This window comes from Helicobacter sp. MIT 14-3879, from assembly GCF_003364125.1.
Map to the genome: position 1 here is coordinate 1 of NZ_NXLP01000010.1, position 15,780 is coordinate 15,780.

Consider the following 15,780-nt stretch of genomic DNA (forward strand, 5'->3'; position numbering starts at 1 on the left):
AATCATAGCTTTATTATTCCGGGCTTGCTAGGCGTATTTAGCTCCTGCCTTGCGGGATACTTACTTGCTAAAGTCGCAGGCTATGTGTGAATTTTAGATAATTTAAACAAAGGCTTTGCCTTTGTTTAAAAATTAGTTTTTTATAGCTTCTTTTGCGTATTTTTCTCCTAACTCAAAAGCTAACTTATTTACATTAGCTACTTTTTTAGGAACTTTAGATAGCATTGTTTCATATACAATATCTCTATTAATACATTGTGTCAAAGTAATAGTTATTGCTAGAGCTACAACAGATTGGGTTACAACATTTCCAACCTCTTCTTTTGCTATTGTAATAATTGGAATTGAATAAATTTTGTATTTATTATAATCATCATTTGATGGAGTTACTAGATTGCTTTCTACTACTACGATAGCATTATCTTTTAAATCTATTTTAAATTGGTCATAACTAATTTGTGCAGTCGATAGCATGAAATCGATATTTTGAGCATATGGATATAATATTTCTTTATCATCAAGAAGTATATCAACTTTTGTAGGACCACCACGAACTTGGCTTGTGTAGGTTGCAGCTTTAACTCCATATCCTTTGTCTATAATCTTAGCTTCTGCTAAAATCTCTCCTGCAAGCAATACGCCTTGCCCTCCTACACCCGTAAAACGAAGCTCTGTCATTTTTTATCTCCTTTTGCTTTTGCTACTACTTTATTAAAATACGCATTACAATACTCTTCTTTTGAGGTATCTTGTTTTAGTACTCCTGTTACAAACTTTTCTTCTCTTTCTTCAGGAGATAATTTTTCATACTCATTTTTATTTACTAACCTAGTATCTATCCAATTTAGCATATCTACGGCTTCTCCCATTTTGTTTTTCCTACCTAGATTTACATGGCAGTTACTATGTATATCAAAGAAAGTAAAACCTTCGTGTTTAAAGCCTGATATTAGAATTTTTTCTAATGTTTGAGGTTTTGTTACACTTCCTCTAGCTATAAATGTAGCACCAGCAGCATCAGCTACTTTACAAGGGTCAAATGAATAATCAATATTTCCATATTGTGCAGTAACAGTCCAAAAATCTCTAGGTGTTGTTGGAGAAGTTTGTGAGTTTGTTAAACCATATATAAAATTATTTACTAAGATAAACTTAATATCTATATTTCTTCTACAAGCGTGTATCGTATGGTTTCCACCAATAGCCATACCATCACCATCACCAGAAATTACTATTATATGTTTTTTTGGATTTGTTAGTTTTATTCCTGTTGCATAAGCTAGGGTTCTTCCGTGTGTTGTATGCACTGTATTGCAATTCAGATAAGACGAAAATCTACCACTACAACCTATACCACTCACAACACAAACATCATTCATATCCCAACCTACATTTTCTATTGCTCTAATAACAGTTTTTAAAATTATACCATCTCCACAACCCCAACACCAAAGTGTAGGCATTTTATCCATTCTTAGATATGTATCATAATTGTATGCCATTTTATAACCCCTTTTTTATTTCTTTAATAATTTCACTTGGAGAGATTGCTCTACCATTTGCTTTTCCATAGAATTTAATATCTTTTTTCATAATTCTTTCAATTTCTTTTACATATTGCCCTAAATTTAGCTCTATTACTAGGATATTGCTAAATTTTTTTCCTAATTCCTTTAGTTTATCTTCAGGCGATGGCCAAATTGTTATTGGTCTAAAAAGTCCAACTTTTATTCCTTCTCCCCTAAGCTCTTTTATTGCATCTTTTACAGATAGAGATGCAGAGCCATAAGATATTATTAGAATATCTGCATCATCTAACATATATTCTTCATATTCTACTATTTGAGATGCTCTTGAATTAATCTTATTAAATAATCTATTGATTAGTTCACCGCTTAGTTTCTCATCTTCTGTTGGAAAACCTGTATATCCATGAGTGAGACCTGTAATGTGATATTTATAGCCGCTGAAAAACGGGTTTAGCACAGCAGGTTCATCATCTTTTGCTTGGTACGGTTTGTAATCTTTTGGGTCACCTTCAAATTTTTTTCTATTTTTAATATTTTTTTTAATATCTTCTAAGTTAGGTAGAGTTGCTTTTCCGTGCATGTGTCCTAAAGTCTCATCAAGTAGTAGAAAAACGGGTGTCATTAATTCTTCAGCTATATTAAAAGCTCTTACTGTTTGTGTATATATTTCACTAAGATTTCCCGGACAAATTGTAATAGATTGAAAATCTCCGTGTGTAGGAGCTTTAGTTTGATTAATATCACCTTGAGAAACCCTTGTAGGAAGTCCTGTTGATGGACCACCTCGCATAACATCTACAATAACAAGCGGTATTTCAGCCATAAAAGCATATCCAATTTGTTCTGCTTTTAGGGAGATTCCCGGACCTGAACTTGCAGTAAGTGATTTTGCACCTCCCATAGATGCACCAATTGCTACTGATATACCACCAATTTCATCTTCCATTTGTATAAAAACCCCATCATTTTTTGGTAAAAGGACACTCATTTGGTGTGCTATTTCACTTGATGGAGTGATTGGATATCCACCAAAAAATTTACAACCTGAATCAACTGCTGCAAGTGCTACTAACTCATTTCCTTCTGAAATAATGTCTCTCATACTCCCTCCTTTATTTTTATATTGCCATATATTTATTGCTTTTAATTTTTATTGCCATCTCTTTAGCTTCTGGCGTAAGTTTTGCAAATTTAAATTCTTTTCTATCTGCTACATGTATTGCAAAATCTGGACAAGATAACTCACAATTATTACAACCAATACAACTTTCTGGATTAATAACATTTATAATTTTACCTTGTATTGAATTCATATCAATTACCATAGCAAGAGTTCCGCTAGGACATACATCAACACAAATATCACATGACTTACATCTGTTGTAATCTACCCAAACAGGCGTGTCTTTTGGGGCTTCTAACTTACCCATTCTATCTCCTTAATTTTTATATTTAACTATTTAATATATAGATAAACTATATAGTTTTAATTGTAGGACTTAATAAATAATTTTATAGCTTACTTAAACATATTTAATAAATTATTTTATTATACCTGTAACAATTCTACAATATTAAATTTACTAATATTAAAATTATTAAAATCTAGTTTATATTATTTAAATGTTCTTTATAATTTTTTGAAAAGCTATGTGAACCAGATTTATTTCTAACAAAATATAAGTAATCAACATTTGCAGGGCGGATTGTAGCAATAATAGCATCTATACTCGCACTTCCAACAGGATAGGGTGGAATCCCTCTATTTAAATATGTATTATAAACACTTTTATCTTTTCTTATTCTCTCAGGTGTTATTTTTGAGTGTGAGAATTCACCATAATTTAGTGAGCCATCCATTTGAAGAGGCATTTTTGCTTTTAGTCTATTATATATTACTGCTGCAACAATTGGCATTTCTTGAATATTTGCTGCCTCTTTTTGCACTATTGAGGCAATTGTTATATAGTTAAACCATTGTTTTTCATCATATCTTCCTAGAATTTTTATTGCATTTTTTTTATGTTCTTTCATTGATTGATTTATTAAATAACTCATTAAATATCTAGGACCTATTCCAATAGGAATTTTATATGTATTTGGATAGATAACACCATCAGGATATTTTGTAAATTCATTATAAGCATCTATTAATTCTTGTTTATTTAAACCAAAGGTAGAACTGATGTTTTCAATAAAAAAATACATTGTTTCACCCGGAATTAGTGTTAAATCTTTTAATGCAGCTTTTGAAGTTGTGAGTTGATATAAAAAACTACCTTTTGAGGTTGTATTATTTATAATATTTGTCGGTTTTATCTCTATCCAACCACTTTGCGGGGAGCCTAAGATTCTAAGTATAAATTTATCAAAATTATTTATATCTAAATTATTTTTTTTAAAATGTGTTATAATTACCTCAATGCTACCTTTTGGAACATTTATCACGCTAGGGTATGACGCATTTAAACTTAGATAATAGAAAATAGATATGAAAAAAAATAATACCATATTTAAAAAGACATATAGTAAAGTTGCAATTTTGCTCATTATTATTCTACTTTTTGCTTTGATTTTTAAGATTCTTAGTGATGGTATAAAGATTGATAGTATATCTATAGCCAACATTAAAATTGACGGATTATATCTAAAATTAGACAAAAAACTTGTATTACAAATAAATAATATTGATTTAAGCCATTTAAAACAATCAAAAAAAGATGATACCTCTACATTAAGTATGCAATATATTACAAAAATTATTAGAAGTATAATTACTATTACATCTTTTTTTGAGCATTTAGAAATATCAAGCATTATATACCAAAATGAGACATCATCAATTTATTTCAATGGTAATTATTTTAAGGTTAATATTCCTTATGTTTTAGCATCCTTTAAATTAGTTAATGATGGTGATGATATTTTACTTGATATCGAAACATTAAAAATAAAGCAAGAAGAACTAGATATTAAGGGCAAAATATTATATATAGAAGATGGAGCTAGATTCGCATTTGACTTAGAAAGTTATATAAATAATAAACTAGATAATGTAGTAAGCTATCAGGGCGAAACAAACTTTAAGTATTTAAATATTGTTTTGGATTCTACAAGTTTAGATTCTGTTGATATTTTAGCACCATATATTAAGATGTTAGATTCTAGTGTTTATGAATGGATGTTTAAAAAAGCATCTTTTGATAACATAACTATAAATCGTGCTTATTTATACACACAAAATTTAGATTATAAAAATATAGATAAAGTTATTGTAGAAAATTTATATGCAATAGGGACACTTAAAAATGTTTCATTAAAGTTTGAAGATGAATTAGAAAATATAAATGTAGATGATGTTTTTGTAGTGTTTGATAAAGGAAAGCTTAGTTTTTATACACAAAATGCTTCTTATGATAATGTTTTAGTAGATAAAAGTATAGTCGAGATTAGCGATTTTTTTTCTCCACAGACTCTACTTTCATTAAATCTTACTTCAAAAAATATACTTTTAGATAATAGGATACTTGGTATTTTAAAATTTTATGGTATTAATATTCCGATTCTTCAAAAAGACGGGGTTGGAGAGGGAAATATTAATTTAGATATTTTGTTACCAACTGAAAAGTTAGCAACAAAAGTTACGCCAAATGGTAGTTTTAAGGTAAAAAATTCAAATGTAAGCATTGCTGGGATGGATTTATTTATAAAAGAATCTAATATTAATATTAAAGACAATATTATTGACATTATAGATTCTTATGTGAATATTGATAATATTTTATCAAGCAAGGTAAATGTAAATATTAATACGAAAGATAAGAAAATAGATTTAATTATTTTACCAAGTAAGTTACAAATAGCTACTGCTAGTGGTGATGAAATAGTCAATTTTAATAATAAGGAGCTAAAGGCAAATATGGATTTTAGCACCTCTGATTTATTGGTTAATATTGATGAATTTAATATTTCTGCATTAATTAATGAAGATATACAAATTAGTATTAATGATATTAATAAACTATTGCCTTATGCTCCTATATTAACTATGTATGATATAAAAAATGGTAATGTTAAATTAAATATCAATAAAGATAATAAGGACATTTTATTGGTTGCTAATTTGTATAACCTAAAATATCCAATATACTTTTTAAATAAAGAGAGATTAAGCTCAATTCAGATTAATGGCACAATAAATTCTAATAATATACATTTATATAATAATGCAGATAAAATTGATATTAAAATAGATTTTGATAGTGGATATGTAGATTTATCAGTTAAAGATAAATATATTAATATAGATGAAATTTTAGATTCTAGTATTCCTATTTTTGCGAATCTTAAAAAAAGTAATAATAAAAAAAATCTTTCAGATTCTGTTGATATTTTAATAAATGCTTCTAATATTATTATAGGATTATTTGGTTATGATGTAGTTTTAGATGAAGCTATGTTAAAAACTACACAAAATGGTTTTATAGGAAATGGAAGAAATAAAAATGGTATAGCAAATATAATCCTTGATGGTAAGACAATAAATGTTGAGGCAAATAATTTTAATGCTGATTTTGTAAATAACCTATTTAAAAAAGATGTAGTTTATGGTGGAACATTTGGTGTATTTGGAATTTATAGAGATAATAAGTTTGTAGGTGATGTAAGTATGCTTGATACTAGTGTAAAAAATATGGCTTCTTTGCAAAATATTCTCTCATTTATTGATGCAATCCCTTCTCTAGTTGTGTTTAAGTTACCCGGTTTTAGCACAAATGGATATGAAATTAATGAGGCTAATATAAGAGTGGGTGTTGATAGTGATTATATAGCTTTAGAAGATATAAATATAAATGGTAGCTCTGTTGATATAACAGGAAATGGTGTAGTTGATTTAAAAAAAGAAGAACTAAATATTAGATTAGAATTATCTACTATTAAAAGCTTAAGCTCTATTTTAAATAAGATTCCAATTTTTGGATATATTTTACTAGGAGAAGATGGCAAGATTACTACAGACCTTACAATTAAGGGTAGTATAAATGAGCCTGTAACAGAATTATCTCTTTTAGAAGATACAGCAAAAGCACCAATTAATATGCTAAAGAGGGTATTTTCTCCATTTCAAGTATTAATAGAAGAGCTAAAGAAAGAAAATAAAAAGAGAAGAAGATAATTTATCTAATAGAATATAATATCTCTCCATTTATATTTATAGAGCCATCTTCTAGGAGGGTGGAATCTCTTAGTGGTAAATATTTATCTTTATAATGAAAAAAGAAGTCATAGTTTTTGTAGAATTCTTTTGAATACTTTGCAAAAACTTTACTCCAAGTGTAATCTTTTATATTTTTAAAATATTTTTCTAAAATGATATTTTTATCTATTTTGTACTCAAGTGAGCCAAAAGCACTAGATTCTATATTTAGTCCAATTCCACATACTGCAAATTCACCTATTATATTACAAATTATTCCACCTATTTTATTGCTTGAAATATATAAATCATTAGGATATTTTAACCATACCTTAGATGTTAGTTTTTGTAAATTTTCTTTAAATATAAACGCAAAAAATATACTCATTGATTGAGGGGCTAAATCATCAGGAAGAGAATCCAAAAAAATATTAAATGAAAAATAAAGCCCATTTTCTACATTGCTCCACTTATTTCCTCTTGAGCCAATACCATCACTTTGATGTCCTGCTACAATACAAGTTTGATTAGTAATTATCTTTGATTTTATATTTTCAATCAAATATTTTTGTGTAGATGGTAGTGTTGTAAAATATTTTATTTTCATTCAAGAGTGTCATTAACCTTTAATCTTTTACCATTTATATAAGCACTAGCAGGAAGTTTATTTTTACCTACTGATTGAATATATTTTACTTTTATGCTACCTCTTTTGCAAGCAATAACAATATAGTCTTTATGAATTTCTAAAATTTTTCCTTTGATATTGGTAGAATCTTTTTCATTAATATCTATACAAGATAGTTTTGTGCCATTAGTAATATAAATTTGGGGCCAAGTTTTATAAGCTAGATATTTTAGATAGATTTCTTCTGCATTATTAAAATCTATAATTCCATCTTTTTTATTAATTTTCTTACAATAGCTGCAATCAGCTTCAATTTGCTTTAATTCCTGTATGGAATCTAGGCTATTTATTGTTTTTATTGCTAGTCTTGAGGCAATACTAGATAGAATTTTGTTAGATTCTTCTATATCAAAGCTGTTATTTTTAATATAGCTTATTGATAGAATCTCTCCGCTATCAAGTTTATCATTCATTTTAATTAGGCTTACCCCAAAATATTTTTGATTTTGCAAAATCATATCTTGTATAGGGCTTGCACCCCTACTTTTTGGCAATATAGATGCGTGAATATTAATACAATAAAATTTTGCTGTAATTTCTTCTGGTAACATCTTTCCATAAGCTACTACAAGGATTAAATTTGGTTTTAATGAATAAATATTATTAATAATTTCTTTTACATTTGTTGGTTGAAATATTGGGATTTTAAGCTCATTTGAGATAATAAATTCTTTACACTCTGGCATTTTTAGCTCTTTTTTTCTACCAAAGGGCTTATCTTCTTGTGTTATTAGTGCTATTATTTCAAATTTTTGAATTAAATCTTGTAATATGTTTTTAGCAAATATTGGAGTTCCAAAAAATATAATTCTCAAATCTCAATTCCTTTATTTTTATCAAATAAACTTCCTAAATTATGTTTTTTATATAGTAAAAAATCTAAACTTGGATTTAAATCAAAACCTGAACAAAGAAACATTTTTTTATTATGTTTTAATAAAAAATCTGCTGCAATAAGTTTTGTTACAATCCCTCCTATGCTAAACTTGCTACCTGTTTTTTGTTCTTTATTAAAATGCTTATTTTTTATATTAGAGATATTTTTAATTAGTTTTGCATCTTTAAACTCTAGTGGATTTTTATCATAATAGCCATAAACATCACTTAGAATTATAAGCATATCTGCATCAAAATAATGTGCTACATAAGCACTTAATCTATCATTATCACCAAATACAAGTTCACCTTGTGCAATAGAATCATTTTCATTAATAATTGGTAAAATATTATTTTCAAGTAAAATTTCAATAGTTTTTTTAGCATAAGCAGTGCGTTTTCTAGAATCAAAAGTAGAACCTATTAACAGTAATTGTGCAGGTATTATATTGTAGTCCTTTAGAGCTTTTTTGTATGCAGCCATTAATAAAGGCTGTCCTATGCTAGCTAGGGCTTGTTTATTTTCAATACAACTTTTGTCTAAATGCAGCTTTGTATATCCACTTGCAACAGCACCAGAGCTAACTAAAATAACATCAAATTTATCTTTTATATTTGCTATAAATTCACATAATGCTTCAATTTGCTCTAATACTAAAATATCTCCATTTGAAACTATTGAGCTACCCACTTTTATAACTAATCTATTTTTCATATTTATAAACTCTTTTAGAAATTAACTTTAGTGCTTACACCTAAATCATTTCTTATATTTATATAATTTGGTGCAAAATATAAGAATAAAGCAAAATCATCGTATCCAAAGCCTTGTTTTACTTTTATATCAAAACTACCCTTTTGTTTTGATTGTAAAGCCATTGTCTGAACTCCATTTGATATATTGCCAATGGAATATATGCTCAAATTCTCATTTAGAGATAAATTATCTTCCATAACTTTTAAGTTTTGAGGGTGGGCAGTATTAATATACCAATCCTGTGTATTAGACTTTGGAAATCTTGTATATGGAGATAAGACACTCTCTAGGTCTTCTATTTTACAAGTTGGTGATTTACAATAAAATTCATAATAAATTTTTGGATTTGCTATTAGAGAGGTATTCTCATTTGTATTTTTTATAAGAGAGATTCTACCTCTCATTAGGGCTATTCTCCAATCATTTGTTATTTTTGGTTTTATATTATAAATAGGATATTTTATATTAGAATCTTCAAAACCAACTTTTAAAAAAGCATCATTTAGGTTGATAACATTTGAGTTAAATAAATCAAGTGGGGTTAAATCTCTGTCTTTTATTCCACTACTAGATAGTTTGCGAATAGTCTTTGAAATGGAGTTTTCTAAGAAAGTATCTTTTGGGATAATGGAATTTGGGATATTCTCATTAATAAAAATTAGATTATTTTTATTATCATCTAGTTTTATGCTTAAATTCTTTGCATAACAATCTTTTGTAAAATTTTTAAGTAGCTGATTTCTATCATTTGTTGCAGAAATATTAAGCTTTATTGTTGGTAGGTTTATTATTGCAGGAATAAAGCTATGTTGATTATAATAAATTTGTTTTCCACTATTATCTAAAGATATATAGAATGAATATGGAACTATATCAACTCTTTTTCTAATAACAATTTGTTTTTGACATAAAACTTTTCCAGCATTTGTTATATCTATACTTTGCGGAGGTGAGAGCAGACATTTTCCAGTCATTCTATCGTTCATATCCAATTTATGAGCTAAAATAATTTCTAATTCACCGCTTGCTACATCAAGAAAATTTATATTTACATTATTCTGAAAAAACATTCCATTTTTAAATATAAAGCCTCCATTTGCACTCTCACTAATAGAATTACATAATCCATTATCTCTACTAAATTTAATTGATATTGGCACTAGTGTTTCATTAAAGCCTCTATCAATATCTCCATTAATTGTTCTTGCAGTAGCATTATTATTGATATTTATAGTATTAGTTTGAGCTTTTATGATTAAATCAGGAGTATTTGATGTGTAATTACTATTTTCCACTTGGGATAAGCTTGGAGTTGGGTAATCTATCATATTTAGATTATAATCAGAATTTCTTGCATCTTTGATGCTTAATTGTATATCAAAATCATTTGGTATTACACTAATTGGTTGAGTTGTTTGAGATATAATTTGATTATTTTGCATAAAATGGCAGGAAATATAAGCTCTACTATTAGATGATGAGGCAGGAAAATTATAATCTAACACATAATTAAACCCATTACCACTAAGTTTTGAAATGCTTTTTTTACCAAAAGTATCTGTGAATTCGCAAACCTTTTGAGTGATATTTTGAGGGTATGTTATTCTACCATCAGAATCTAGGGCATAAAATATTACACTAAATCTTCCCCTAGTTCCACTTATTTTAGTATAGATTCTATTGCTATAATTTTTTAATTCTCTAACTAAACATTGAAGTTTTGTGTAATCTCCGCCTTGGCATATTTTTTGTGCCTCTTTAAATACATCAAATTCTACAATTAATGGTTGTTGTGTTAAAGATTCTGCATTTAGTGTAAATAATATCACAAAAATAAATAATATCTTTTTCAAAAATTACCTCTTTATATGATTTCATATTTTAGAATTGTTTTTAGTTCAATTTTTTTTACATCACATAGTTTAAAGTTCTTAAAATCTAAGTTACAAATATCTAATTGTTTTTTTAAAGCAATTTCTCTAAGTAAGATTCCACGATATAATTTTGAGTGATGAGATACTTTTTTGTTATTTTTATAAAATTCCACTATTGTAGTTGGAATATTTGGACTATATGCTTTGATATAAATTTCAGCCCTTAAATCTAGCACTTCCTCGTTTTTTAAATATTTATCAAGTTCATTTTTAAAACCATTATAAAAACTAGAAATATTGTATTTTCCAAATTTCTCATTTTGTTTTAATTTATAGTATGGAATCTTGTCTTTTGCTCTAATTGCTCCAAATAAATTGCTAAAAATAATTACATTATTTAATAAATAATCAACAGAATCTTTTGGTAAAGTATTTATATCTAGTGCTTTAAAAGCTACACCATTATAAAGAAAAATAGATTCTATTGTATTTGCATAAGGTATATTATTACATGCAGATAATATATCTAGATTTACCTTTTTACTCCCTAAAATCCTTGCAATATCATTACTATTAGCATTTATTAAAAAATCTAAATATTGATTTAAAACATCTTTCCTAAAATTATAAAGATTATTAAAAAGCAAGCTTTGCATAAATAAAAGATAAGAATTATTTTTATCTTTATAAATTAGGTTTTTTTCTTCGCTTGGGCTAAATAATATTTTCATATTAAAATAATATATACTTGTTGTGGTCCATGAACACCAAATACAGTTTTAAGTTCAATGTCTGCTGTTCTACTTGGACCTGCAATAAAAATCATATTGCTAGGTAAGTTTTCTTTACCCTTTAGGGTATTTACTCCATCTATAATACTTTGGACTATATTTTTCTTTTCTAAAATCACAATGCAATTTTCTGTGATTAATGAAGCAAGTCTAGGTTCTTTTGGTGATGATGCTATGCCAAAGATGCCAACATCTGCAATTCCACATTTTGCTTTAATAATTGAAGTGTCTATACTAAAAAGCTCATCTCTCATTACATCAACACTTTTATTATATGCAGTTAATTTATATTCTTTGATACTGCTTACATAATCTTCTACATCAAGGCTGTATAGAACCTTTTTAGAATCTAATTTATCCAAAATTTTTTTTATATCTTTTGATACATCATTGCTTTCTATTACCATGGCTTTATTTGCATTTTGCATTTCAATATATTCTTTTACAATGCTATTTTCTTTATGCTTTATTAAATCAACATAGCTTTTTGACGCACTTTTTAGCTTATTTTGCTCCAATGCAGATTTTACATTTGATAAAATCACATCTTTACTCATAAATTACCCCTTCCATTTTTTTTATCTTAGAGTGCAGATTGGAGTTTAATATAGGATAGCTTCTGTATGCTAACCAATTTTTTAATCCAGGAATTATTCCTCCAAATATTTTTCCTAGACCTCCAAATATCCTAATTTGTGCTAGTAAGAGCCTCCATTTGAAGCCACTTGTGGCTAAATTTGTAAATATTGCAAAGCTTGTTTTTTCTATCTTACTTCTATATACTTCATTATAACCCATAATATCCTTTCTTCCCTCTCCTGCTTTTTCACTTCTTAAATCTCTAATGAGACTTGCTAGTGGTATTTTAACAGGACAAACTTCAGAACATCTTTCACAAAGTGAGCATAAATTTAGCATAGGAGAACAATTATCTAATCCAAATATTTGAGGCGATATTACCTCTCCAATAGGTCCAGGATATGTTGATAAATATGCGTGTCCGCCTATTTTATCATAAACAGGGCAGTGGTTTAGACAAGTTCCACAACGAATACAGCTAAGGGATCGATAATAATGACTATCTGCTAGAATTTTAGAGCGATTATTATCAAGCAAAATTATATGGACTTCTTTTGGTCCATCTAATTCATCTTTTTGACGAGGATGCGAGATTATATTATTATAACAAGTGATATTAGCACCTGTTGCACTAGGCACAAGTAATAAGTCTAGGATGCTAGCATCTTCAAAGCTTTCTACTATCTTCTCAATTCCACAAATTGCTATATGTATGTCACAGGCAGTTGTGCTCATGCGTCCATTGCCTTCATTTTCAATAAGCCAAATAGCACCTTCATTGGCAATGGCAAAATTTACTCCAGATAAACCTATTTTAAAGTCTTTAAATTTTTTTCTTAAGTGCTCTCTTGCAATGCCATTTAGTTTTTCTGGCTCATTTTCAAGTGGAGCTTTAAGCTTGTCTTTAAAAATCTCACCTATTTCATAGCGATTTTTATGTATTGCAGGAGCTACAATATGAACAGGAGGCTCATCTATAAGCTGTATTATTAACTCTCCTAAATCAGTTTCTATTGCATTGATATTATTTTCTTTTAAGTAAGCATTTAGATGAATTTCTTCACTTGCCATAGATTTACCTTTTAATATCACATTAGAAGCATTTTTTTGCATCAAAGATAAAATAACCTCATTTGCTTCCTTAGAATTTCTAGCCCAATGAATCTTAAATCCATTTTTAATTGCATTTTGTTCAAATTTATCCAATAAGTTTGCTAGATTTGATAGAGAATTTTGCTTAACTTTTCTTCCAAGCTCTCTTAATTCTTCCCAATTTGTGTAGCGAGAGGCAATAGTATTTTTTCTATTTTTTTTCAATGTATCCATTACAGATTTTAGGTTTTTTCTTAGTTGTTTATCATTTAATTTATTATGGATTATATTATTATATTCACTGCTTGAATGAAAATTATTACTCATTTTATATCCTTATTTATAGATTGACTCTATTAATTATAAAATCATATAAATGCACAGGTTTCACATTGATACCATTTTTTTTCATAGCACCACTTATATTCATAAGACAACCAGCGTCAGCTGATATTAGATATTCTACATTTCTACTTTTTATATCTTCTATTTTTTCTAAAACCATAGCATTTGAAATATCTGGCTCTTTTATTGAGAATGTTCCTCCAAATCCGCAACATTCTTCTTCTCTTTCTAGTTCAATTAATTCTACATTTTTTAGCTGTTGTATTAGTTTTTTAGATGATTCAATGCTTTTACATACACGAAGAGCGTGGCAGTTAGAATGCCAAGTAACTTTTGTTTTCTCTCCTTTATCTTCATACTGCACTTTCAATTCTTTAACTAAAAAATCGCTTAATTCATATACACGAGAGCAGAATTCTTCTACTTTATTATATTCTCCATCAGATGCAAAAAGCTCTAAATAATCAACTTTCATAACTCCAGCACAAGAGCCAGATGGAATGATGATTGGATATGGCTTATCAAATAATGATATATTATGAAGGGCTATTTTCTTTGTATCTTCATAATAACCCGAATTATAACTAGGCTGACCACAGCAAGTTTGATCTTTTTTAAATATAACTTCTGCTCCAGCATTTTGAAGTAACTTAATAGCATTTACACAAGTATCAGAATAAGCAATTCCACCAAGACAAGTAGCAAAAAAATAAACCTTCATATTTAGAAACCTTAAATATAATTTTATTTAATGAATAGTCTAACATTAAATTAATAAAAATTAAATTTAATTTTATCCTAAGTTTAAAATAATTACAGAGCAAATAGTAATTATTATTCCAAAAATCCCAATATAATTTAACTTCTCTTTGTAAAATACATATCCGCCAATACAAGTTCCAAGAATTCCAATAGCACCCCAAGTAGAATAAGCAATGCTAAGTTCAATATATTTTAAACTAAAAGAAAGCAAACAAAATGCTATACAAGCTAGTATAATTGCTAGAATCCCATATTTTTTATTTCTAAAACCATTAGATTTTTTTAATAATAAATTAGCACTAATATCAAGTAATGCGGAAAAAATAATGATAAATAAATATAGTTTCACTCTTTTTTTTCTCCTATATTTATTAGCAAGATTCCAATTAATGCTAAAATTATCCCAATTATTTGATTAGTGTTTAAACTTTCTTTAAAGACAAATAGTGATATTAATATTATTAATATAGTTCCAAGTAGTTCCCATACAGCATAAGCAATGCCAACTTGAATCTTTTTTATAGCAATTCCCATAAAGTAATAAGACAAAGATATAAAAATACTCATCATAATATATCTAAAATATATATTTTCAAGTTTTAAAAAACTAGTTCCAATTACCTCTGCAATGATTGCTATAAAAAGAAAAGCCCAAGCTATCATTTTAGCTTTTTGCATATTACTAAGATTAAAGTTTTTCTTTAATAATAATTTCTTTTATAATATCACCTTGTTTTATACTATCTAATATTTCCATACTCTTATTATCATCACTTAAGATACCACCAAAAACGGTGTGTTCACCATCTAAATGAGGAAAAGAATCAAAGCAGATAAAAAATTGACTTCCACCTGTATCTCTACCTGCGTGAGCCATACTTAAAGCACCTTTTATATGCTTATTGGGGTTATTTTCTACTTCACATTTTATCCTCCAGCCAGGACCACCTGTGCCAACATAGGGTTTATTATCTTTGCTAAAAGGGCAACCCCCCTGTGCCATAAAATTAGGGATTACTCTATGAAATTTTAAATCATTATAAAATCCATTATTTGCAAGAAATATAAAGTTAGTAACTGCTTGTGGTGCATATTTAGCATATAATTCTATATTTATATCACCTTTAGAGGTTTTAATATTTGCAAATTTATTTGCTTCTAAAAATTTTTCATCTATTTCATATACTTTTAATTGTTCCATTTTTTCTCCATTCTAATTTTAAATCATAAAATTATAGTATTTAATATTTTAATCACTAAATAATTCTAAATAATTAATATATTTAATGT

General features: G+C 27.5%; 17 protein-coding genes. 1 reads left to right on the forward strand and 16 read right to left on the reverse strand.

Annotated elements, in window-relative coordinates; genetic code table 11:
• Nucleotides 1-132 precede the first annotated feature (132 nt).
• The 5 genes from CQA44_RS06755 to mltG form a co-directional block, all read right to left on the reverse strand.
• Nucleotides 133-678 carry a 2-oxoacid:acceptor oxidoreductase family protein gene (locus CQA44_RS06755; protein ID WP_115546521.1) on the reverse strand — a complete coding sequence of 182 codons (546 nt, stop codon included), beginning with the start codon at nucleotides 676-678 and terminating at the stop codon, nucleotides 133-135.
• On the reverse strand, nucleotides 675-1,502 hold the full coding sequence (locus CQA44_RS06760) for a 2-oxoglutarate ferredoxin oxidoreductase subunit beta (RefSeq protein WP_115546522.1): 828 nt from the start codon (nucleotides 1,500-1,502) through the stop codon (nucleotides 675-677). Before CQA44_RS06760 ends, CQA44_RS06755 begins: the two co-directional genes overlap by 4 nt.
• 1 nt (nucleotide 1,503) lies before the next feature.
• Nucleotides 1,504-2,631, reverse strand: a complete 1,128-nt coding sequence (locus CQA44_RS06765; RefSeq protein ID WP_115546523.1) for a 2-oxoglutarate synthase subunit alpha — start codon at nucleotides 2,629-2,631, stop codon at nucleotides 1,504-1,506.
• A gap of 16 nt (nucleotides 2,632-2,647) precedes the next feature.
• Entirely contained in the window at nucleotides 2,648-2,959 is a 312-nt protein-coding gene (locus CQA44_RS06770; RefSeq protein ID WP_115546524.1) for a 4Fe-4S dicluster domain-containing protein, read from the reverse strand.
• A 175-nt stretch (nucleotides 2,960-3,134) separates the two neighbouring features.
• On the reverse strand, nucleotides 3,135-4,079 hold the full coding sequence (gene mltG / locus CQA44_RS06775; RefSeq protein WP_115546525.1) for an endolytic transglycosylase MltG: 945 nt from the start codon (nucleotides 4,077-4,079) through the stop codon (nucleotides 3,135-3,137).
• On the opposite strand from mltG, the gene CQA44_RS06780 reads away from it, so the two are divergent.
• Nucleotides 4,072-6,705, forward strand: a complete 2,634-nt coding sequence (locus CQA44_RS06780) for an AsmA-like C-terminal domain-containing protein (protein WP_181881811.1) — start codon at nucleotides 4,072-4,074, stop codon at nucleotides 6,703-6,705. The two genes, mltG and CQA44_RS06780, sit on opposite strands and share 8 nt — an antisense overlap.
• A 1-nt stretch (nucleotide 6,706) precedes the next feature.
• Here CQA44_RS06780 and CQA44_RS06785 read toward each other — a convergent pair whose 3' ends face one another.
• From CQA44_RS06785 to CQA44_RS06835, 11 genes are all read right to left on the reverse strand, one after another.
• Nucleotides 6,707-7,333 carry a biotin--[acetyl-CoA-carboxylase] ligase gene (locus tag CQA44_RS06785; RefSeq protein ID WP_115546527.1) on the reverse strand — a complete coding sequence of 209 codons (627 nt, stop codon included), beginning with the start codon at nucleotides 7,331-7,333 and terminating at the stop codon, nucleotides 6,707-6,709.
• Nucleotides 7,330-8,229: a methionyl-tRNA formyltransferase gene (locus tag CQA44_RS06790; RefSeq protein WP_115546528.1), complete on the reverse strand. Its 900-nt coding sequence runs from the start codon at nucleotides 8,227-8,229 to the stop codon at nucleotides 7,330-7,332. Before CQA44_RS06790 ends, CQA44_RS06785 begins: the two co-directional genes overlap by 4 nt.
• Entirely contained in the window at nucleotides 8,226-9,005 is a 780-nt protein-coding gene (gene proB, locus CQA44_RS06795; RefSeq protein ID WP_115546529.1) for a glutamate 5-kinase, read from the reverse strand. The genes CQA44_RS06790 and proB overlap by 4 nt, the downstream gene beginning before the upstream one ends.
• A 14-nt stretch (nucleotides 9,006-9,019) precedes the next feature.
• Nucleotides 9,020-10,900 (reverse strand): hypothetical protein, encoded by a 1,881-nt coding sequence (locus tag CQA44_RS06800; RefSeq protein ID WP_115546530.1) that lies wholly within the window; start codon nucleotides 10,898-10,900, stop codon nucleotides 9,020-9,022.
• 11 nt (nucleotides 10,901-10,911) lie between these two features.
• On the reverse strand, nucleotides 10,912-11,652 hold the full coding sequence (gene yaaA, locus CQA44_RS06805) for a peroxide stress protein YaaA (protein ID WP_115546531.1): 741 nt from the start codon (nucleotides 11,650-11,652) through the stop codon (nucleotides 10,912-10,914).
• Nucleotides 11,649-12,269 (reverse strand): lactate utilization protein C, encoded by a 621-nt coding sequence (locus CQA44_RS06810; protein WP_115546532.1) that lies wholly within the window; start codon nucleotides 12,267-12,269, stop codon nucleotides 11,649-11,651. Before CQA44_RS06810 ends, yaaA begins: the two co-directional genes overlap by 4 nt.
• A complete protein-coding gene (locus tag CQA44_RS06815) occupies nucleotides 12,262-13,710 on the reverse strand; it encodes a LutB/LldF family L-lactate oxidation iron-sulfur protein (RefSeq protein ID WP_115546533.1) in 1,449 nt (482 codons plus the stop codon). Before CQA44_RS06815 ends, CQA44_RS06810 begins: the two co-directional genes overlap by 8 nt.
• Nucleotides 13,711-13,723: 13 nt before the next feature.
• Nucleotides 13,724-14,449: a (Fe-S)-binding protein gene (locus CQA44_RS06820; RefSeq protein WP_115546534.1), complete on the reverse strand. Its 726-nt coding sequence runs from the start codon at nucleotides 14,447-14,449 to the stop codon at nucleotides 13,724-13,726.
• A 72-nt stretch (nucleotides 14,450-14,521) separates the two neighbouring features.
• Nucleotides 14,522-14,839, reverse strand: a complete 318-nt coding sequence (locus CQA44_RS06825) for an SMR family transporter (protein ID WP_115546535.1) — start codon at nucleotides 14,837-14,839, stop codon at nucleotides 14,522-14,524.
• The gene (locus tag CQA44_RS06830; protein WP_115546536.1) at nucleotides 14,836-15,168 is read right to left on the reverse strand and encodes a multidrug efflux SMR transporter; all 333 of its coding nucleotides are present in this window, start codon (nucleotides 15,166-15,168) and stop codon (nucleotides 14,836-14,838) included. The genes CQA44_RS06825 and CQA44_RS06830 overlap by 4 nt, the downstream gene beginning before the upstream one ends.
• Before the next feature lie 10 nt (nucleotides 15,169-15,178).
• Nucleotides 15,179-15,691: a peptidylprolyl isomerase gene (locus CQA44_RS06835; protein WP_115546537.1), complete on the reverse strand. Its 513-nt coding sequence runs from the start codon at nucleotides 15,689-15,691 to the stop codon at nucleotides 15,179-15,181.
• Nucleotides 15,692-15,780: the final 89 nt, after the last annotated feature.